The 19,901-nt window shown below is 55.0% G+C and carries 12 protein-coding genes; 6 read left to right on the plus strand and 6 right to left on the minus strand.

The window, feature by feature from the left end; all coding sequences use genetic code 11:
• Positions 1-147 precede the first annotated feature (147 nt).
• Positions 148-1,161, minus strand: a complete 1,014-nt coding sequence (locus tag OEV49_11385) for a phosphotransferase (GenBank protein ID MDH3891677.1) — start codon at positions 1,159-1,161, stop codon at positions 148-150.
• Between the two features lie 582 nt (positions 1,162-1,743).
• Between OEV49_11385 and OEV49_11390 the strand changes: the two genes are divergently transcribed.
• Both OEV49_11390 and OEV49_11395 read left to right on the plus strand, forming a co-directional pair.
• Positions 1,744-2,322 (plus strand): RNA polymerase sigma factor, encoded by a 579-nt coding sequence (locus tag OEV49_11390; GenBank protein MDH3891678.1) that lies wholly within the window; start codon positions 1,744-1,746, stop codon positions 2,320-2,322.
• Positions 2,292-3,725: a T9SS type A sorting domain-containing protein gene (locus OEV49_11395; GenBank protein ID MDH3891679.1), complete on the plus strand. Its 1,434-nt coding sequence runs from the start codon at positions 2,292-2,294 to the stop codon at positions 3,723-3,725. The genes OEV49_11390 and OEV49_11395 overlap by 31 nt, the downstream gene beginning before the upstream one ends.
• A gap of 95 nt (positions 3,726-3,820) precedes the next feature.
• Here OEV49_11395 and OEV49_11400 read toward each other — a convergent pair whose 3' ends face one another.
• Entirely contained in the window at positions 3,821-4,555 is a 735-nt protein-coding gene (locus OEV49_11400) for a hypothetical protein (protein MDH3891680.1), read from the minus strand.
• Between the two features lie 196 nt (positions 4,556-4,751).
• Here OEV49_11400 and OEV49_11405 point away from each other — a divergent pair, with 196 nt between their 5' ends.
• Positions 4,752-6,074, plus strand: coding sequence for a VCBS repeat-containing protein (locus tag OEV49_11405; protein ID MDH3891681.1), 1,323 nt, complete (start codon positions 4,752-4,754; stop codon positions 6,072-6,074).
• On the opposite strand, the gene OEV49_11410 is transcribed toward OEV49_11405, so the two are convergent.
• Positions 6,071-7,849, minus strand: a complete 1,779-nt coding sequence (locus tag OEV49_11410) for a PQQ-binding-like beta-propeller repeat protein (GenBank protein MDH3891682.1) — start codon at positions 7,847-7,849, stop codon at positions 6,071-6,073. The two genes, OEV49_11405 and OEV49_11410, sit on opposite strands and share 4 nt — an antisense overlap.
• 460 nt (positions 7,850-8,309) lie before the next feature.
• Here OEV49_11410 and OEV49_11415 point away from each other — a divergent pair, with 460 nt between their 5' ends.
• A complete protein-coding gene (locus tag OEV49_11415; protein MDH3891683.1) occupies positions 8,310-10,133 on the plus strand; it encodes a phosphoenolpyruvate carboxykinase (GTP) in 1,824 nt (607 codons plus the stop codon).
• 533 nt (positions 10,134-10,666) lie between these two features.
• Here the strand turns inward: OEV49_11415 and OEV49_11420 are convergent.
• The 3 genes from OEV49_11420 to OEV49_11430 form a co-directional block, all read right to left on the minus strand.
• Positions 10,667-11,884, minus strand: a complete 1,218-nt coding sequence (locus tag OEV49_11420) for an acyl-CoA dehydrogenase family protein (GenBank protein MDH3891684.1) — start codon at positions 11,882-11,884, stop codon at positions 10,667-10,669.
• 260 nt (positions 11,885-12,144) lie between these two features.
• Positions 12,145-12,585: a hypothetical protein gene (locus OEV49_11425; protein MDH3891685.1), complete on the minus strand. Its 441-nt coding sequence runs from the start codon at positions 12,583-12,585 to the stop codon at positions 12,145-12,147.
• Positions 12,586-13,133: 548 nt separating this feature from the next.
• Positions 13,134-13,751 carry an O-methyltransferase gene (locus OEV49_11430; GenBank protein MDH3891686.1) on the minus strand — a complete coding sequence of 206 codons (618 nt, stop codon included), beginning with the start codon at positions 13,749-13,751 and terminating at the stop codon, positions 13,134-13,136.
• A gap of 310 nt (positions 13,752-14,061) precedes the next feature.
• Here OEV49_11430 and OEV49_11435 point away from each other — a divergent pair, with 310 nt between their 5' ends.
• Positions 14,062-15,639 carry a transglutaminase-like domain-containing protein gene (locus OEV49_11435; GenBank protein ID MDH3891687.1) on the plus strand — a complete coding sequence of 526 codons (1,578 nt, stop codon included), beginning with the start codon at positions 14,062-14,064 and terminating at the stop codon, positions 15,637-15,639.
• Between the two features lie 374 nt (positions 15,640-16,013).
• Positions 16,014-19,868 carry a hypothetical protein gene (locus OEV49_11440; GenBank protein MDH3891688.1) on the plus strand — a complete coding sequence of 1,285 codons (3,855 nt, stop codon included), beginning with the start codon at positions 16,014-16,016 and terminating at the stop codon, positions 19,866-19,868.
• Positions 19,869-19,901: the final 33 nt, after the last annotated feature.

The following is a 19,901-nucleotide window of genomic DNA, read 5'->3' on the forward strand; positions in this document are numbered from 1 at the left end:
CCACTCTTTCGCACTCCACGCCGCGTTCGTGTCATGCCGAGCGTCGGGTGGCCACCTCAAACCTTGTTTGGGGTGGGAGTGGGACGGTAGTAGGGCGGGTCCATCTTCGCCTGCGCGCCGCGGCGTGAACCCGCTCTCTTGACATGGCTAAGCTGATGACCGCAGCCACTCCACAAACTCAATCCTGCGAGCGGCCAACGACATGATGTCGGCCAACGTGCTGGTCACTTGTTCTGTTCCCATCGCCTTTTCATCGGGCGGAGTATCAGCGTTTATCGAGCGCTGCATGTTGAACTCCAGCCACTCCATCCGCGCCCCCAGACAACCGGCAAAGACCGGCTCGATCATTGCGGTGTCCAACGGTTGCACCGTCCTGTAACCTGCAATCAACGCCTTGAAAAGCTCCTTGTTAGGCTGCCCGGAACTTTGCCCGCACCAGTTGAAAGCCGCGTCGAGCAATTCCCACATCGGGTGCACAGGACCGGCTGCCTCCCAGTCGATTATGACCGCGTTGCCATCTGGGTCCCACATGACATTCTTGATATCCATGTCCCGATGGCTGGCCACCATGTCAGACTGCAACAACGGCAGCGCTTCTGAATATGCTGCGCTAAAACGCACCAACTCAGACAGCGCCGCCCGCGCTTCATCGACCCATTCGCACCCTGTTGATTGGGAACGCTCTATCAAGCCAGTCCAGTGGTCTTTGTCAAATGCCTGACTCGCGGGCAGAGCGAACTTCTCGATACTCAGCCGGCACTCGTGCATCTGTCCGAACAGTTCGCCGATCTGCAGGCAATGCTGAGTTGTCACGTCGTCAGCTTCCAGCGTGACCCCGTCCACCCACGCAAACAGCATGATCTCGGCATCGCCCACATTCAGTATCGTCTCACCGTCGAAACTCAACGCTGCCGAGACCGGGATACCCTGCTTGGCGAAACCGCGTGCTATCTCCTCGCCACCGAGAATATCACCTCGGGCGCGTGGTCGTGCCATGATGGTTGGATTGAGTTGCTTGACCGCGAACGCACCTTTGTCGGTAACCGCGCGCCACATCTTGTGAATCAACCCACCGGTCACCGGTTGCAGTTCGGCGGTCAGGTTGCCGAGGCCGAGTTTATTGAAGAGGCCGTCAAGTTGCCGGATGTCCAGGTCGGTCATGGATGCTCTCCTTGGGTTGGCCTATGGTAGTGCGGTTTGGTTGCTCTGGCAACAACTCTGTAGGTAGCGAGTCCTCGCTCTTCTGTCATTCTGGCGAAGGCCAGAATCCAGTCTTCGCGCTCGGAACTGGATGCTGGATCAAGTCCAGCATGACGAGTTTAGTATCTCGTCGAATAACCCACCTGCCACTGCGCTCTGGGTGGAGTACCGTGTGAGTGGTTTATTCCGATAATCTCCGGGTCCACGCCGCGGCGCGCAGGCGAAGACGGACTCACCCTACAAGACTTCGGCGCAGTAACAAGGCGCGTAGCGCCACAGAGCCGGCTTGACCGGCCGGGTCCACGCCGCGGCGCGCAGGCGAAGACGGACTCACCCTACAAGACTTCGGCGCAGTAACAAGGCGCGTAGCGCCAGAGAGCCGGCTTGACCGGCCGGGTCCACGCCGCGGCGCACAGGCGAAGACAGACCCACCCTACGAAGACGGCGTAGCTGGATTCCTGCTTTCGCAGGAATGACAGCCTTTTAACATTCCTTAACCAACTATCTGTTACCTTTACGGCCCCAAAAGCGTCTAAAGGACAGATGGACAGAAACAAGGTCTTATTCTGGAAACTCGTAGAGCCGGAGCACCTCAAGGCGCGGGCCTACTGCCGCAAACTGATGAGAAACCGGGAGGACGGCGACGATCTCTACCAGGACTCGCTGGTCAGCGCGCTGACCAAATTTGGGAGTCTCAAAGAGACGAAAGCGTTCAAACCCTGGCTCTACCGGATCATCACCAACGGGTATATCAGCCGCGTCAGACGTCCGTGGTACCACAGGCTGCTCCCGATAGATGATCAGATCGAGGCGACTGTGGCCGGTGAAAACCCGGTGCCGATGCAGGCCGCCAAGAGGAGGCTCGAAATAGCGTTTCGAGCGGTCTCGCCTGCCGACAGAGCCTTGATCACGCTCTTTGAAATCCAGGGTTGGTCGGTTGCGGAACTGACCGGGATGACCGGCAAAACCGCCGGCAACATCAAAGTACGAATGTCGCGCGCCCGCAGCAAAATGCGCGACGCGCTGACCAAGTACTTCGCCCAAGCCGACCCGGATAGACGAATTGGAACCATAAACAGTAAGGACAAGGTATGCGTTGTCACGAAGCCCGTCAAAGACTGAAAGAACTCAAGGGGCTAATCAGCAATCAGAATTCCGATCTCGAACTCAACGAGCATCTGAGAGGTTGCACCGCCTGTGCCTCGGTGGCCCGTTCCGAGCGCGCGCTCGAGAGGGATTTCAGGGCGCTGGCTGCTGATGATAACAGTGGCGACCTGCCCCTGTCCGTATTGCGTACCCGGGTCGAGGCCGAAGCAGCTTCCGCCGGATACCGCCAAAAGGAGAACTCTCTCATGTCCGCCTTCACTAATCAGTTGAAAAGAAAACCACGCCTAAGCCTGACTCTCGGGGCGGCAATGATAGTGCTGTTGATCGCTACGCTTATTCCCTTCAAATTCGATCAGACCGTTGGCTATCAGGTCGCTTTGGCCGGTGTCGACCGCGATCTGGCTATGGACTCAGAAAAGATCGATGTTTTGCTCAAGGAACTTGGTATACAGCATGCTGTGGCCGATGTCAGCGATTGCCAGGCGACTTGTCGATTGACAATCTCGGAACTCGATTCAGAGTATGATGTCCAGGTGATCAGAGCCGCCTTTGATGAACTCGGTAACTGCGTACTGGAAGATGTCCAGGAGGTCTCCGGCCAGGAATCGAACACTATGTTCGGCCATGCCAAGCGTATGGCCTTCCACGTTCGTCCGGCCGATGAGGCCGGCGACGATCATGAAGTCAGAGAATTCGTTCTTCAACGCTTGCATGAATTGTCGGATGATTCTGGAGAGTTCAGTGTCTTCATGAGCAAGTGCGGTTCGGTCGATGATGCCACCGGAGATGTGACCATTGATATGGTTGGATTCGGTGACCACAAGAACTTCCACGCCGACAGCATCCATTGCCCGCCCGGCTGTTTCCCCGGAGGTGCCGGCAGTGTGATCAAGATCGACCGGTCAAGCGGCGCCAATACAATGACCCTTAACGACAAGGATGGCCACGTCCAGGTGTTCGATCTCGACGACCCCGAAGCTATTGCCAAGATCAACGAACTGGGTCTTGATCTTGATATGCTCACCAAGTCCGGTTGCGGCAGTGGCGCCAACATCATTTGCCGGAAACTGGAACTTATCGATGAGGACCAAAGCGATCAGGAGTCTGCCGCCAAGGAATCCGATGAACCGAAACTGCCCGACACATACAGTCTGGCCCAAAACTATCCCAATCCGTTCAACCCGAACACGACTATCAGCTACCGTCTGCCGAAAGCCCAGCAGGTGACGCTTGAAATATACAACATCAACGGACGGAGAGTCACCACGCTGGTCGATGGACAACAGTCGGCCGGTGAACATTCGGTCGAGTGGAATGCCACTGATGACTCAGGCGCATCGGTCGCCTCGGGAGTCTACTTCTACCGTCTGACGGCCGGTGAGTTCTCCCAGAGCAAAAAAATGTCGTTGGTCAAGTAACAGAGAAAAACACTCACGTCGCATAAACGGCTCGGTCGGACTATCCGATCGAGCCGTTTTCCTGGTTGGTCTGTCTAATCTGTTGGAGAGTGGTGTTAGAAGCGAAGTCCGGTCGAAAGGGTTACAAAGTCACCGGTGGAGGCGTGCTTTGTTCGAAAGGTTAGCGACTGTTGATGATACCCAAGTTCCAACATAAGCGCTGTCTGTCCGCGCAGTTTGAAAAGCCCCGCTATGCCACACGACACGTTCGATCCACCATTCGTCTTTGTCTCATCACGATCATTCAAAAACTGGCCATAGCCGACACTGAAATGTAACTGCAATTCCTTGAAACCATCGCCACCCGGAATCAAGTCACCGAATGCATACACGTGAAACCGCCCGGACAACATGTTGCGTGAATATCTGTCGAATCGTAGTCCCCAGGCCAGCATGATGTGTTCTGTTACCTGCGGTCCAATCTGCGCGGAGACCGAATAGTTGGTGGTCTGCTCGCCTGCTAACAAGGCGACCTGGGTCATGAAGTGGTAGTTGCTGAGCTTCGTTAGGCGACTTCCGGAGAAAGCAGGGACGCTGGCCGGATCGAAGGCCTGGTTATCGGTGGTAAGAGCGATTTTTTCAAAATCAATCTTGATCGTCTTGCCGTTCGACACTTCAAGCACGATATAATCGTTCTCGACTGTCTCGGTGATTTTGCCGCGAGCCACACCGCCGTTCTTGAGCACTATAACATCGTGGTCCTTAGCCGTAGGTGTCTCAGCCTGACTCAGCCCGACTAGACACATAATCATTGCCGCGGTGAGGATAATCGAAATGGTTGTAAGTCTCATAGGTGTCTCCCGTGCGCTTCGGGTTGCGAGAGTAAGATATTCTCTCATCGGTAGAATCGCTGCCTTGACACATCAAAAATGGCGTTAATTGTCTCGATTGTCAAGGACAATCCACCCCCCCCCCCCCCGGATTCTCTTGACAAAACATGGAGTTCAACATAGATTATAATGAGGATTTTCGCAAGAGGAGGACATCATGAAAAGCGTTCTTGTGTTCGCATCGCTGCTCGCTGTTGTGGCTGGTACTGTTGCGGCCGAAGCGCCCTTGTTCGAGTGGGCCACCGCCTACGATGTCGGCAACGGACCGCACTCGGTGTGGGCGGCCGACTTTAACGGGGATAGTTTCGACGACGTGGTCATCGCCGTTGATCTCGATGCAGCCATTTCTGTCTTTCTCAATCTTGGGGATGGATCGTTTGATGAGCCCACCAGCTATCCGGTAGGTATCAATCCACTATCGGTCATGGCCGCCGATCTTGACGGTGACGACCATATCGATATAGCGGTGGCCAATGTCGATGACAACACCGTTTCGGTGCTCATAAACGACGGCTCCGGGAATTTCGGTGCGCAAATCAAGTATCCGGTACACAACAAACCACACGGTGTTTACGCCGCCGACTTAAACGGCGACAACGCGCTTGACCTGATGACGGCCAATGCTTATTCGGATGACGTAACGCTTTTGTTCAACGACGGTGACGGCACCTACTCAGGCCGCGTAGATTACCAGATGGGTCTCCGCCCAATCGTAGTAGTGGCGGTGGACCTGGACGGCGACGACGATCTCGACCTGGTCGATGTAAATCAAAGTAGTTTCAGTATTGGCATTCGTCTCAACGAAGGCAACGGAGTTTTCACGCCGCAGTTTTTCTATTCGGTAGGCGAATCGCCGCACTGGTTGGTGGCTGTCGACATCGACGATGACGGTGACATCGATATCGCCACGGCCAACCAGGGCGGAGCCAGTATTACGGTTTTGAAAAACCACGGCAACGGTAGTTTCGGCAACCGGGTCGATTACCCAGCCGGGTCCGGTCCGCGAGGTATCTGTAGTGGCGATGTCGACAACGATGGCGATATCGATCTGGCCGCGGCCAATTTCTACACGAACGACGTATCGCTGTATCTCAACAACGGCAGCGGCTCGTTTGCGACTGAGATTCGGTTGCCCGTCGGGTCCGGCTCAATATCGGTGTTTTCTGCCGATATCGATGCTGATGACGATATGGATTTGCTGACGGCCAATTTTAACGGGGGCAATTTCAGCTTGCTGAAAAACCTAACCGTCTGTTGTAAAGGTCCCATTCGCGGTGATGTGAATTACAACGACGGTCCGGTCATCGACATCTCAGATTTGGTCCACCTGTTCGAATGGATGTTCTTTGGGGGACTTACTCCCATGTGCATGGCCGAAGCAGATATTGACGGTAGCGGTCTGCCGGTTGACATCGCCGACCTGGTTTATCTGGTCGACTTTATGTTCAGCGGAGGGCCCCAACCGGCCCCGTGTCCTTAGTTACAAACCGGCGGCGGGCCACCTGTAAACATAAAGTCAACCAAGTACACTAAATCCGAAATGTCGAGCGCGCCCGAGGCATCAATGTCGGCCGCATTGAAAATCGGTGGTGGCGGTCCGCCGGTGAACATGAAGTCTACCAGGTAGACCAGGTCAGAGATATCGGGACCGGCTCCATCACCGCTGATGTCGCCACAAATATACGGCAGGGCGGTGGTCGACTCGAAAGCCCCGAAGGCGGTGTCGTTCGGCAGATTCTCATCAGCGGCAAGCAGTGTGAACACGGTCGCCGTGTAGGCAGTGCCGCTATCCGGCCCGACAGTCCAGGGACCAAACGTAATGGACTTGGTGGTGCTACCCGGAGCGTTGGGAACACTCACCGTGTCGGTATAGACCGGGGAGCCATCTTCTTCGATTATAAAGACGGCCTCAAGCGCCTGATTGGTCATGCGGTAGTTGCGAACCGTTGCGGTGGGTGAAACACTCGAATTGACTTCCACTTCCGGTATGACATCAACCGAAATAGCGCCCATGTCCGGCGATCCGTTACCCAGCGCATACAGCTTACCGTCGTCGGAACCAACGTATATGTATCCGTCCCCGCCGATAGTAACCGAAGATGCGATACCGCCGCCGGTGGGATAGCTCCACTTCACGGAACCATCTTCCGGACGTAGCGCGTACAAGTTACCGTCGCGCGAGCCGATATAGATTGTGCCGTCGGCATCGACGGTTGGTGAGGCATCCACCTTACCGCCGGTCTTGTATTTCCATTTCTCGACGGCATGGGTGCCCATATCGACAAGGGCGTAGACGCAACTGTCGTAAGAGCCCATGTAAATCGTCCCATCGAAACCTATAGCCGGTGATGATTCGCATCCACCCATGGGGTAGGACCATTTGCGATTGCCGTCGGCGGTTATGGCGAAGAAATTGGTGTCGGCCTCAAACGGTTCCTGGCCCATGCCGGCGGCGCCATATCCATCGGTGCCGATATAAACCGTGCCGTCGTCACCGATAGCGGGCGAGCAGTCGATCAAGTGACCGTCATAGAAAGTTCCAAGCGGATGTTGCCAGACAATACTGCCGAAAGGAATGGAGTCCCGGAAGACTGTAATATTGTGGTCTTTGGACCCGAAAACCGCCAGTCCGTCATCCCGAAGCGCCGGTGAAGAAAACACACACCAACCAAGCGGATACCACCAGAGTATATTGCCGTCAAGATCAATGCCGAAAGCTCGGAAACTAAGTGCTCCGATATAGATAACACCGTTATCGCCGATAACCGGAGAACCGTAAACCGGCCAATCACCCAGGTTGGTTTTCCATTTCAACTTGCCATAGGTGCCGGAATCTTCAACAGCATACAAGTGCGCATCGAGCGAACCAAAATACAGCGTGCCGTCATCTCCGACAGCCGGGGATGAGTGCACACCCGAGGTCTGTCCATCAGTGTTACCGGAATCGGTCTTGAACTGCCATTTGAGCGAACCGTCGGGGTTGAGAGCATACAAGCTCGAATCGCCGCCGCCGGTGTAGTATCCGCCGGCGCCGATGTAGAGAGTGCCGTTGTGTCCAATGGTCACTGATCCGGTGACTGCATCCTGAGCCTGGAATGTCCAGTAGAGATCGGCCGTGGTCGGTCCGGTATAATCTGAGCGAGCCGTATGTTTGCGGTCATGACGAAACATAGGCCAGGGGCTTTCGGCTGGTGACTGGGCCGGGATCAAGCCAACCGCTATCAGGATTAGTAGTAGAACGGTGATTCGCTGCATATTTCACTCCGATGAAAGTTTTTTGTCCTGCTATGCGTTCCTTCGCTCAAGAACCGTCAAAGTGGGTCGACAGTTCCATGGCACCGTGTACTTTATCAATCTATTTTATCTACGAACCGAAACAGCTATTCGGTTGGCAGAATGTGAAGGAAACGCCATTGTCCGTCACGGCGTAGGGGGGCAACGAGTTACGGCAGACCCGCAATTGCCCCATATCTGTGTGGGCAGACTATCTTTTACCTAAAGAACACCTGCGTCTTTGCCTGCACCCAGGTGCCGATTAGGGTCTCTATCTGCAGAGAACAGGCCATCGCCAGATTACCGAATTAGTGAAAAAAGTAACAAGAAAGCTTGCAGGTGTCAACACAGTGTACTAGATTAACCGTCGTTAACGAAAACAGACTTTGTCAGCCACGTCTGTGTGACCGGCAGGTTTTGACCTGATTTGAGGAACTGACAGATGACTACATTAAGTAAGGCTCCCAGCCACACCAAACTGGCGCAGTGGGTCGATGAATGGAAAGAGCTTTGTCAACCGGACGGAGTTTATTGGTGCAACGGATCCACTGAAGAATATGATGCCATGTTGAATCTTCTTGAGAAAGAAGGCCTGGCCACTAAACTGAATGAGAACAAACGCCCGAATTCATATCTGTTCCGTTCGGACCCATCTGATGTGGCACGCGTCGAGAAAAGCACCTACATCGCATCCCAAAATGAGAGCGATGCCGGACCAACCAACAACTGGATAGACCCATCGCAACTCAAGGATACCATGAGGTCTCTCTACCGGGGTTGCATGAAGGGCCGCACCATGTATGTGATTCCCTTCTCGATGGGACCGGTGGGCTCGCCTATCGCCAAAGTCGGTATCGAGATTACCGATTCGGCCTACGTCGTCGCCAACATGCACACTATGACACGGGTGGGTGACGCGGTGATGGCGGCTCTCGGCGCCGACGGTGAATTCATTCCCACCGTGCACTCGGTCGGCAAACCGCTCGCCGAGGGTGAGTCCGACAACGGTGTCTGGCCTTGCGCTCCCCTGGACAAAAAGTACATTTCCCATTTCCCGGAAACCCGCGAGATTTGGTCCTACGGCTCCGGCTATGGCGGTAACGCCCTGCTCGGCAAGAAATGTCTCGCTCTTCGTATTGCTTCGGTGCAGGCGCGCGATGAAGGCTGGCTGGCCGAACACATGCTGATTCTGAAACTGACCAGTCCTGAAGGCAAGGTCCGTTATATTACCGGTGCTTTCCCGTCAGCCTGTGGGAAAACCAACCTGGCTATGCTCGTCCCGACTGTGCCCGGATGGAAAGTCGAAACGGTCGGCGATGACATCGCTTGGATGAAATTCGGTGACGACGGTAGGCTGTACGCCATCAATCCGGAAGCCGGCTTCTTCGGCGTCGCGCCGCAGACTTCCATGAAATCGAACGAGTCCGCCATGCGCTCGGTCGAAAAAGATACTATCTTCACCAACGTCGGGTTGACCGAGGACAAGGACATCTGGTGGGAAGGGATCGGCTATCCGGCTCCCGGTAAACTGATCGACTGGCATGGTAACGAGTGGGAGGAGGGCAAAGCCGAAGCTCCAGCAGCCCATCCCAATTCCCGATTCACGGCCAAAGCGGCTAACTGCCCGGTCATCGCGCCCGAATGGGAAGATCCCAAGGGTGTGCCGATTTCTGCGTTCTTGTTCGGCGGTCGTCGCCCCGGCACGGTGCCGTTGGTCCACCAGGCGTTCGACTGGAACCACGGTGTCTTCATCGGCTCGATCATGGGTTCCGAAGTCACCGCCGCCGCGCTCGATCTGAAGGCCGGCACGGTGCGTCGTGATCCGTTCGCCATGCTGCCCTTCTGTGGCTACCACATGGGTGACTACTTTGCGCACTGGATCAAGATGGGCGCCAAGGCCGACCCTGACAATCTGCCGAAAGTATTTTACGTCAACTGGTTCAGAAAATCGGCCGACGGTAGTTGGCTATGGCCCGGCTACGGTGAGAACTCGCGCGTGTTGAAGTGGGTCTTTGAGCGTTGCGAAGGAACCGGTAACGCCGTCGAGACTCCACTTGGTTACATGCCGACCGCGGGCGACATTGATTGCACCGGTCTGGAGAGCGAAGTCTCTGAATCGGCTATGGAAGAACTTCTGACCGTCGACCGTGAAGGCTGGCTGAAAGAAGTCGAGATGATCAAAGAGCACTTCGCCAGATTCGGAGACAGACTGCCGACCGAACTGGCCGATCAACTCAAAGGTCTCGAAGATCGTCTGAAGAAGTAGCCACATTCATACTGTGTACTGTGCGCGGCGTATGTCCTCATGCGCCGCGCTTTTACTTTGTCACGTGGGTTCGTCTTCGCCTGCGCGGCGCGGCGTGGACCCGCCTTTTTTTATGTCCACGTCACTCTGATCGCCCTAACCCGTCACCCCGAGCGCAGACGAGGGTCGCCCAATTGTCAGCCGCCCTACATGTCAGTCATTCCGGGCTTTGACCCGGAATCCATCTCCAGTATTGGTAGAATGGATTCCCGCCCTCGCGGGAATGACAAAGGGAGGCGCGGCGTAAGCTGTGCCAATGGGTTGGTGGTCGAGTCTTCAGACTCGGCCACGATACCCGACGCGATCTGAAGATCACGCTGGCACGAGTTCGTGGAGCATCCCTCGACTCCGCTCGGGATGACACGATCACGCTCGGGACGACATTAATAGCGCGCGAAGCCTGAAAATGTGATTCATCACCCTTCGACTGCGCTCAGGGTGACATTGTTGACGCGCGAAGCGCATGTGACCCATTTATGGGCGGCTTGACCGGGCTATCCCTCCGACGGAGACTGGGAGACTACCGGCAAGTCGAGTTCGAGTTCTTTGTCTTTGCGGAAACCGAGAACGTAGTCGGCCTGCATCAAAGTATGTATCTCGCGTGTACCTTCGTAGATCGAGGCGCCTTTGGAGTTGCGGTAGAATCGTTCGACCGGGTATTCATCGGAGAAGCCATAAGCACCATGCACCTGCACGGCATTGGCGGCAGAAGCTTCGGCTTCACGGCAGGCGATCCATTTGGCCATCGAGGTTGCTTTGGTTGAACGTCTGCCCTGGTTTTTCAGCCAGCCTGCTTTCATCCAGAGATATGTGGAGTACTCATAGCCCGCTTCCATGTTGGCGATCATCTGCTTGACCAACTGGTGCTCTTCGATATTGACCTCAAACGTCTTGCGCTCTTTGGAATACTTGACACAAGCGTCGCGGCAAGATTTGATCAACCCGCACGACCCGGCGGCCACGGTGTATCGCCCCTGATCGAGACAGAACATGGCAATCTTAAAGCCTGAACCCTCTTTGTGGACAAGGTTGGCTGCCGGTACTTTGACGTCCTGCATCGAGATGAATCCGGTGTTGCCTGCACGCACGCCAAGCTTGCCGTGCAACGACCCGGTGGTTACACCAGCCCATTCGCGTTCGACGATAAAGCAGGAGATACCTGAGTGGTCGCGCCTCTTTTTCTTTTCAGGATCGGTCCAGGCGAAGATCAAAAAATAATCGGCCACGGCAGCCAGAGAGATCCACATTTTCTCGCCATTGAGAATATAATCGTCGCCGTCTTTTACCGCGGTAGTCTGTAACCCGACAACGTCGGAACCGGCGGCCGGTTCGGTGAGTCCGAAGGTGGTGATCTTTTCACCTTTTGCGGCGGGGATCAGGTACTTTTGTTTCAACTCTTCTGAGGCCCAGGTCAAGACCGGCAGCGAGAACAACCCGATATGCACCGACAGCACCACCCGCGCCGCCGTGTCGGCATACTCCATTTCCTCGGAAGCCAAACCCAGCGAAATGTAGTCCATGCCCAGTCCGCCGTACTGTTCCGGGATGCAAAAGCCAAGCAGGTTGGCCTCAGCCATAGCGGGCAACAGTTGCGGTATAGGTTCCTGTTTGCGGTCGTATTCGACGATATTTGGTGCGACTACTTTTTGGGCAACTTCACGGGCCATGTCACGCACCGCGATTTGATCATCGGTCAGGGAGAAATCTATCATTGATGGAGCCTTCCATAGCTTGGGTCGTTCATATCTCGGCCATATATAGTCAATGGAGTAGGTGTTGTCAAACGGTGTGAGGTTTTCGAGAGGGTGTTTAGGTGAATGTCGCTACCGGGACTGTCGAGCTCCTAACGACGCCAATGGCTATGGTTGCTCACAATCTCAAGAGAAGCGGCACGTTCAGAGTGCCGACAGGTCCGGGGTTCCGATCTGACGGAACCTACCGGTTTCTGTGTGGAGGAATCTGCGTCGTACGGTCAGGGCCGGCCGGCGTGGGATTTTTTCTGCGGTCGATGATTCTTCGGTTGCGGCGGGTCTTTCGATGGCTCGGCGCCGTTGCCGCCGATTTGCAGCATGTCCGATATCTTTTTCTGATCACAGCCGACAAGCAACAACCTACCCGCTTTGACAATCGGTCGACGAAGCAGGGTGTGGTCGGAAGCTACCATTTTGATGATTTCACTCCGAGCGGGCTGTTTACCGTCCAGCTTGAGCTCCTGATAACTTGGCGCCGAAGTGTTGAGGAAGTGATCTACTTTGAGATGACCAAAAAGCACGGTCAGTTCACGTTCCGACAGTGGGTTCTTGGACAAGTCACGAATCTGGAGAATGACTCCTGCATCCTCCATGAACTTTCTGGTTGCAGCACACTTCTCATCCTCTCCATAACTCAAATACAGCGCTCTCTTGGGAGCCATGATACCTCCTGAAAACTGTTTCCGTCGGGCTGCATTTGCAGCGCCGAACCTCTAAAGTGAAACCCCTGTTCGCGCCGGCCTTCTTAGTTACCGATACCCCTCGGTAGCCAGCGTGAATTTTCCAATTGTGAGCAACCGGTTAAGGTCCCACGATCTTGGGAACCTATAAAAACACGTTTCTTCGATCCTTGTCAACAACAATTGTTACTTTTTGTTTCAATGGAATATACATCCCGGTTGCGGACCGTCCTTTGACCTTAGTCAAGCCGGTTCACCATGTCTGCGAATAATCAACTCAGCGTTCTGTCCGATAGGTTTTGTTTGCGGACGAAGCGCACTATCAAAAAAGGTGTCACCCCATTTGGAGACTTGTCTGTGTGTTTGAACCTTTCTACCAATATCGGAAAACTTTCAGACGGCTTTAGTCAATGGCGTGCCCATCTATTGAACGTATCAACCAGCGCTTTTGTTTCAAAGTTTCTAAGAGTAGTTTCGAGCAATCGGATACCATACCGGTCTTGGGTATTAAATGGGTACTCGGCCGGCTATTACAATCGTACTGCTATACTGACACCGTCTCGCAAGGGAAGGATAGTAGTAAAGAACCGACTATCATTGTACAATACTCGCGTAAACTCCTGTATCGCTTTGGTGGTTACATCGGGTTTCTTATCCAACACTCTCCCCGACCAAATCAGATTGTCGGTGATAAACAAACCATTCTTTTTCAGTCTTGTTGCCACCGCATCGATCACCTTCGGATATCCGTCTTTGTTGATGTCGTTGAAAATAATATCGAACGGTCCATCGTTCTTCTTGAGAATCCCGAGGGCGTCTCCGACGCGAAACTCAAACTGACTCTGGAGTGCGGCTTTCTTAAAATAGTTGAAGGCCAGGCGCTTGTTACGTTTGTCCGAATCGACCATCAAGACACTGCCGCGCGATCGTATGGCCATCGAAAACCAATAAGCTGAGTAGCCGAAGCCGGAACCAAGTTCACAAATCTTTCGCGCCTTGGTTGCGAGAGTCAATTGATAAAGCAATCGCCCCACCAGAGGGCCGACTATTGGGAATTTGTGTTCGGACGCATACTCTTCCATCTCACGAAGTACCGGCGGGCGCTCCGGTGTTACCGTCTCGAGATACTGATGTATCTTGTCAAACATGCTGGTCATATTTCTCCAAAGTTCTAATCTCACTGTGGACCGGACATGGCCGGTAACACCTTTGCCTGAACTACGAACGAATCTGCGTTTCGTATTTAGGCCTCTCAAAGGATCGCCGGAGAATGCACCTGTTGTATGGAACTTCCCGATCGGCCGGTCAAGGTACGACCTGAATATATACGCCTTTCTCGATCCCGCAACCGATTTTCTGTGCGGTTAACGAATTTCCTTCGCGGAACTTGATTTATTTCAGGGCCGATCATAGTTTGAAACAAAGAAACCTGTGTTTTACAACTATGAGGTAATCGGTTTGACTTTAACCACGTCGATACGACTGTTTTTCATGGCGTCAATCGGTTTGATACTGACGAACTGCTCAACCCGGTCATACCTGCCGGACGAGGTAGCTCTGGCTATCGATGCAGCCGGTGACAACGGCTCGGAATTGAAGAGTGTAATCGCCCATTACCAAGCCTCGGACGACTCGCTCAAACTCCGGGCGGCCTTCTTTCTTATCGGTAACATGGAAGGACACGGCTGGGCCACATACGATCTGGTCGACACGGTGGGCAACGAGATTGCCTTCGATGTAAGCCTTTTCCCGAACTATGATTCTCTGACCAGTGCCTTCGCCACGCTGGAAGCTGAGTATGGTGTCCTCGATTTTGAGAAGAACGACTTACAGCCGGACCTTGAGACGGTGAGCGCCGACCATCTCATCAGTCAGATCGATTTGGCCTTTCGTGCCTGGCGCGAGCGACCATGGGCGGAGCATCTGTCGTTCGATGATTTTTGTCAGTATGTGCTGCCATACCGGGGTAGTAACGAACCGCTGGAACCATGGCGAGCCATGTTCTTTGACAAGTATTCAGACCTGGCCGACCGCATGATCGATTCCACCGACCCGGTCGAGGCGGCTTGTTTGATCAACGACGACGTCATGACTTTTTTCACATTCGATCCTCGTTACTACTACCATCCGACCGATCTGGGTCTGACCGAGATGCTGCAAACGGGTGTCGGACGATGCGAAGACATGACCAATATTACGATATACGCCATGCGGGCCAATGGGCTGGCCGTGACCTCAGACTACACACCGGCCTGGGCCGATGCCGGTAACAATCATGCCTGGAACGCCATCATTGCAGCCGACGGCAGCGCCATACCTTTTATGGGGGCGGAGAAAAACCCCCGCAAGTATGAGCTGGGTCACCGTCCGGCCAAAGTGTATCGCAAGACATTCAGCCATCAGAGAGAGAACCTGGTTTTTCAAGAACACAAACAGGAAAAACTGCCGGCCTGGTTGGGTGGCAAAAGCTATGTAGACGTTACTGCTTCGTATCAGACGGACCTGTTGGATCGTATCGAGACCCAACTGGAGATACCGGCGCCGGATTCTGTCGACATTGCATATCTGTGTGTCTTTAACTCGGGCGAGTGGAAGCCGATAGACTGGGCCAGAGTAATGAGCCATCAAGCGGTGTTCAGCAATGTGCGCGGCAACCTATTGTACCTACCGGCATTCTATATCAATGAAGAAGTAGTCCCCTACGGTCCGCCCTTTGTGAACGACTCCGAAAATAAATCTCGACAGTTTAGGTCGGTGTCCGATGCAACCATTACCCTCAGCCTCACCTCCACCACTCGACGCAAACAGGTAGCCTCCACCGACGGAATCGAGAGATCGTATCTCACAGCCGGTGTTGAGTACGAACTATTCTACTGGGACGATGAGTGGGAATCGTTGGGCAAGGCGGTATCGAGCGAAAAACCGTTGCTGTTCGACAACGTTCCGGTCGGAACCCTTTACTGGTTGGTGGCCGAAGGGTCCGATCGTGACGAGCGACCGTTTTCATGGGAGGATGGCGCTCAACGATGGTGGTAGTGCTATCAGGCGCGTCGCCTGTCGTTCTGTTGTGTCTGGTCCTGAACGCGCCTAAGGCGTGGTCAGGACCCTGCGAAACCACATTACTACACAGCCTGAAAGTTTGCGACGGCCACCGGCCGCTCTGTGGCTAGCAGAGTGAACCTCTGTGGCTAGCAGAGTGAGTCGACCAAGTTGTACATTTTTCTCAAAAACCGCTTGACAGTAGGGCAAATCGGCAGCTATCATAAAAGTCACTCAGTGTCTCAGCACTGAACTCGATCGCAGGCAAAGGATTTACGAAGAACAATTTACGCTTTTCTCGCGTGGGACAATTTGGCTCGTGGCCAATGACTTCCATGTGAGGGCCTAACCTGTTTGAGAGGAGGGTTATTGTGAAAACCTGTCGGCCATCTTTGGCGAAATCATCAAACGCAGCTAAAGTTTTGCTGCTTGCCGCCACGTTGGCGCTATTTGTCGGCGCTACCACCCAAGCCGCCCAGTTTCCGGGCGCTGGTTGGGATTCCTTTTCTTCGACCGGCCTGTTCCATGTGGTGCTGAGCCCGGCCTACGGTGGAGCAACGTACACCATCCGAGTGACCGACCCAAACACGATCATTCTTCGAAGCGCGGCACACTGGGAAGACGACCCCACCGACGTGGGCGGTGCCGTTGTCGGCAATGGAAATTCCCCGCAACCACCGGTGGTCACCGACCCGGATAACGTATCCGATAGTGACATCGGCCCCCATCCGGCCACTTTCGAGCAGGGAAGCGGAACTTGTCGCGAGGTTCACACCAAGATGGCCTGGCTGAACATGCAGAACGGCGACGGCTGGGCTATACGCGCCGGTGACGCTGCGCTATCTGCACCGCGCAGCCTGGGGGAAGTGGAGGCATTGAGTCACAGTGGAAATCCTAACGATGACTTTCCGGCTCGGAGCTTCTTCAACCTCTATGTGGAGGTGGATCTGCCGGCCGGCCTGGGCGGTATGACTCTGGTCAATGTTATGCCCATCGTTGTGCAGGTGGACACGATATATACTTTTCCCCCTTTGGGCAGAACGTATGTCCACACCTTTAACTTCGCCAACGGCAATGCGACAGCCCTTTATGATGTTACCGGCTGTAACCTGGTAGGCTGGTTGATGCGAGCCTCACATGGTGTGGCCGCACCCAACCCGCCGGGCGACACTTCGCGCCTGCCGCACATACCTTTGCAGTTGCCCTACCCGACCGTTTTCTCTGTTGACGGTGAACCCAACCCGGCCGAAGGTCTGATTGATTCGTGTTGGCCGTTCCCGAATGACGTTTTCAGTCTGGGCACTGCCGGTGGATGGGGTGGCGCTCGTCCAGGCGTGGTCCCGTTGAGCACAACCAAGGGTGAGCTCTTTCAGGCTTCGGGCGCCTTGCTTGGCGCCGCTCCCGATATTACAAACACTCTAAGAATCTCAGGCGCTCTGGGCACCGGTGAGCCCGGCCCGCCGCCGTATATGGGACCGATAACACCTCCTCCCGGACCTCCGGGGCCCCCGGCCATACTGCGTATGCCGGGACCGTTCGATATGCCCTGGGCCGTGGGCACCATGGGCATGCAGGAGGGTGACAACCTGGTTGCCGTATCGTTCGGTGCTGATGGTGGTAATCTGCCGCTCTTCAGTGTGAACCCGGCGGCCATCGGTGTGCCTGGCTCGGGTGTTTACAACGAAGCTGTGTTGGCGCCCGTGTTTGGACGACCACCAACGATAGTTCCATCCAACGTTGGCGGCAGCCCAGGCGAAGAAGCAGCCGGCGATATTTTCATCGGACCGCCCAATGCCTTGTCGTTCGGGCTCGGTCTCGGCCCATGGACGGCACCGGCGCCGCCCGGCAGCAATGTGCTGGGCACCGATGAGCTGTTATTGGGCTTGCAGGCTCCCGACACATTAGGTAGCGCCCACACTCTGACCAACGAGGACGATCTCGATGCTCTTGAGTTGAGCAATGGCAATCACGTCGACTGGGACTACGACGGTATCCCCGATGAATTCATCTACTTCAGCATTGACGGCACCTCGCCGACCATCGGCATCGCCGATCCGTTCCTGGACGTGCTGACCCCGAATGACGGTGTCTTCTGGGGCGGGGTGGCTTTCCGACCGGGACCGCCCGATCCGGACGGTGTGACGCCTGACGACATCCTGATTGCTCGACCGGGCGGATTTATGTTCGGCATCTATGCCTCCGGCGTTCAGGACATCGGACTGATGCCCGGCGACGAAATCGACGCAGTGGCGCTGTGCGATTTCCACCAGTACGGATACCTCAACCCGATCTACGACACCGCTCTGTTTTCACTGCGGGCCGGTTCACCGTCGCTAACCGGAGCCAACCCGAATATGCCGGTTGGGCCGCTGTCTCCCGGCGACATCTACATGACCAATTTCAACGGCACGGTGACGTTCTTTGCCTGGGCGACATCGTTGGGGTTGACCCTCACGGATGAACTCAACGCTTTAGATGTAATAGGTGTCTGCGAAGATTCCGACGAAGACGGTTGGTGCGAAAGCTGCCCCGGCTGGCCTATTCAGGGTGACAACTGTCCCGGCGTTTACAACCCCAATCAGGCCGACACCGATTGGGACGGCGTTGGTGACGCCTGTGTGATTCCGACTGCGGGCTGGGATCCCAGTTGGATCGCCATCGGCTATCCTGAGTACACCAAACATGGAACTCAGTTTGACAAGCCGCTGTCCATTGGGAACTGCGGAAACATAGCTACGGAGTTTGAGATAGTTCTGAACGAAGACGCCGGGCCGCATTCTGGCTGGCTGTCGGTTTCAGCTTCACTTGAGTCAGGGATCATTTCCCCCGGCGCAGGCAATGAGGTAAGCGGTACCGTCACCATCAACGCCGGTGGGTCCATCAATCTGCCTGGTACGGTGGTGCATCTGACGGGCGATTTGACCGCGACCGGCAACTTCGATGACTCTCCGTTTATCTTCCCGATCGATTTCTTTGTAGTCGACACGATTGTGGTGCCGGTATTCGACACCATTTCCACCGGTTGCTTCTCGTTGGTGGTATCCAACATGGGTAACTGGGGGAACCAGGGCGCCGGTCGTGTCAACCTTGACTTCTGGGACTACGGCGACTGCGAGGGTCAGAAAGGGGTCGGCGATAACGTCCCCGGCGATGCCTCGATCTATGTATACGACGCCTCTCCGGTCATCTGTTGGCCGGACGGTGACTCCGTGCTGTGTAACTGGTCGATCTTCGGCACCACCTACATCTCCAGTGAAGGCTTCGTGCCGCTTGGCCACACTCCGGTAACGCCGTTTGTTTACGGTGTGGACTGTGATGAGAATCCGCTGTCCTACGCCAACGCCTACTTGTCTCAGTTTGCCACTCATGACACCGGTATCCTGATTGAGAAGTGGTGGATCGCTCCGGATCAGAGCGCTCACCAGGGTTCCAACTGGATCATTCAAGTCCTGAGGATTTCGGTAATCGATGGCCAGACGCACAGCGGCCTCAACATCGGTGAAGCTATCGACTGGGATATCCCGTCCGACAGCGCTGCACGCAACCTTTCGGGCTTCAGTGTTGGCCAGAGGCTGATTTACCAGCAGGGTTCCGAATACAACCAGGACCCTGAAGAATGTCAGGAAAACTCGGACCGCTTCGGCGGTATTGAGCTGCTGAGCATCCGAGAAGACTTTGGTGGAACTGTCGTGGTGACTTCCAGTCCTTACGGCGCTTACACCGGCAGCAACTCGCGCTGGGTCAATCCGACCGGCGGCTTCATCGCCCATGAGTTGGACAGTTTGATGACCGCTCGCCCGGGATATGTCCTTTCGGACTCCATCAACGCCGACCTGCACTCGGTCATGACTTTCAAGTCAGGCTACACGCTGACTCCGACCACAACGATCTGGATATTCAAGTGTTTGATCACCAGTCGTTTGGGCTTTGCGGCCTTTATCGCCTCGGCGCAGGAATGTCATACTTGGTATGAGGAGAACCTGACCTCGCCGAACTGCGGATGTTGTATCCCGCCGATCCGCGGTAATGTCGATTATGACGGCGGCGATGTCATCGACATCTCCGACCTGGTATACCTGGTCGACTTCATGTTCACCGGTGGCCCGGCGCCGCCTTGCTTCGAAGAAGCTGACATGAACGGCGATGGTGCGATAGACATCTCCGATCTCGTTTGGTCGGTTGACTTCATGTTCTCTGGCGGCCCGCCGCCGGTAGCATGTCCGTAGGAGAGATACTCCCATGATGTAGCAGACGTCATG

Source organism: Candidatus Zixiibacteriota bacterium (assembly GCA_029860345.1).
GTDB lineage: Bacteria > Zixibacteria > MSB-5A5 > GN15 > FEB-12 > JAJRTA01.

Coding starts and splice junctions, on each gene's coding strand:
- OEV49_11385 (MDH3891677.1), bottom strand. CDS start 1,161: ATGACCGACCTGGACATCCGGCAACTTGACGGCCTCTTCAATAAACTC.
- OEV49_11390 (MDH3891678.1), top strand. CDS start 1,744: ATGGACAGAAACAAGGTCTTATTCTGGAAACTCGTAGAGCCGGAGCAC.
- OEV49_11395 (MDH3891679.1), top strand. CDS start 2,292: ATGCGTTGTCACGAAGCCCGTCAAAGACTGAAAGAACTCAAGGGGCTA.
- OEV49_11400 (MDH3891680.1), bottom strand. CDS start 4,555: ATGAGACTTACAACCATTTCGATTATCCTCACCGCGGCAATGATTATG.
- OEV49_11405 (MDH3891681.1), top strand. CDS start 4,752: ATGAAAAGCGTTCTTGTGTTCGCATCGCTGCTCGCTGTTGTGGCTGGT.
- OEV49_11410 (MDH3891682.1), bottom strand. CDS start 7,849: ATGCAGCGAATCACCGTTCTACTACTAATCCTGATAGCGGTTGGCTTG.
- OEV49_11415 (MDH3891683.1), top strand. CDS start 8,310: ATGACTACATTAAGTAAGGCTCCCAGCCACACCAAACTGGCGCAGTGG.
- OEV49_11420 (MDH3891684.1), bottom strand. CDS start 11,884: ATGATAGATTTCTCCCTGACCGATGATCAAATCGCGGTGCGTGACATG.
- OEV49_11425 (MDH3891685.1), bottom strand. CDS start 12,585: ATGGCTCCCAAGAGAGCGCTGTATTTGAGTTATGGAGAGGATGAGAAG.
- OEV49_11430 (MDH3891686.1), bottom strand. CDS start 13,751: ATGTTTGACAAGATACATCAGTATCTCGAGACGGTAACACCGGAGCGC.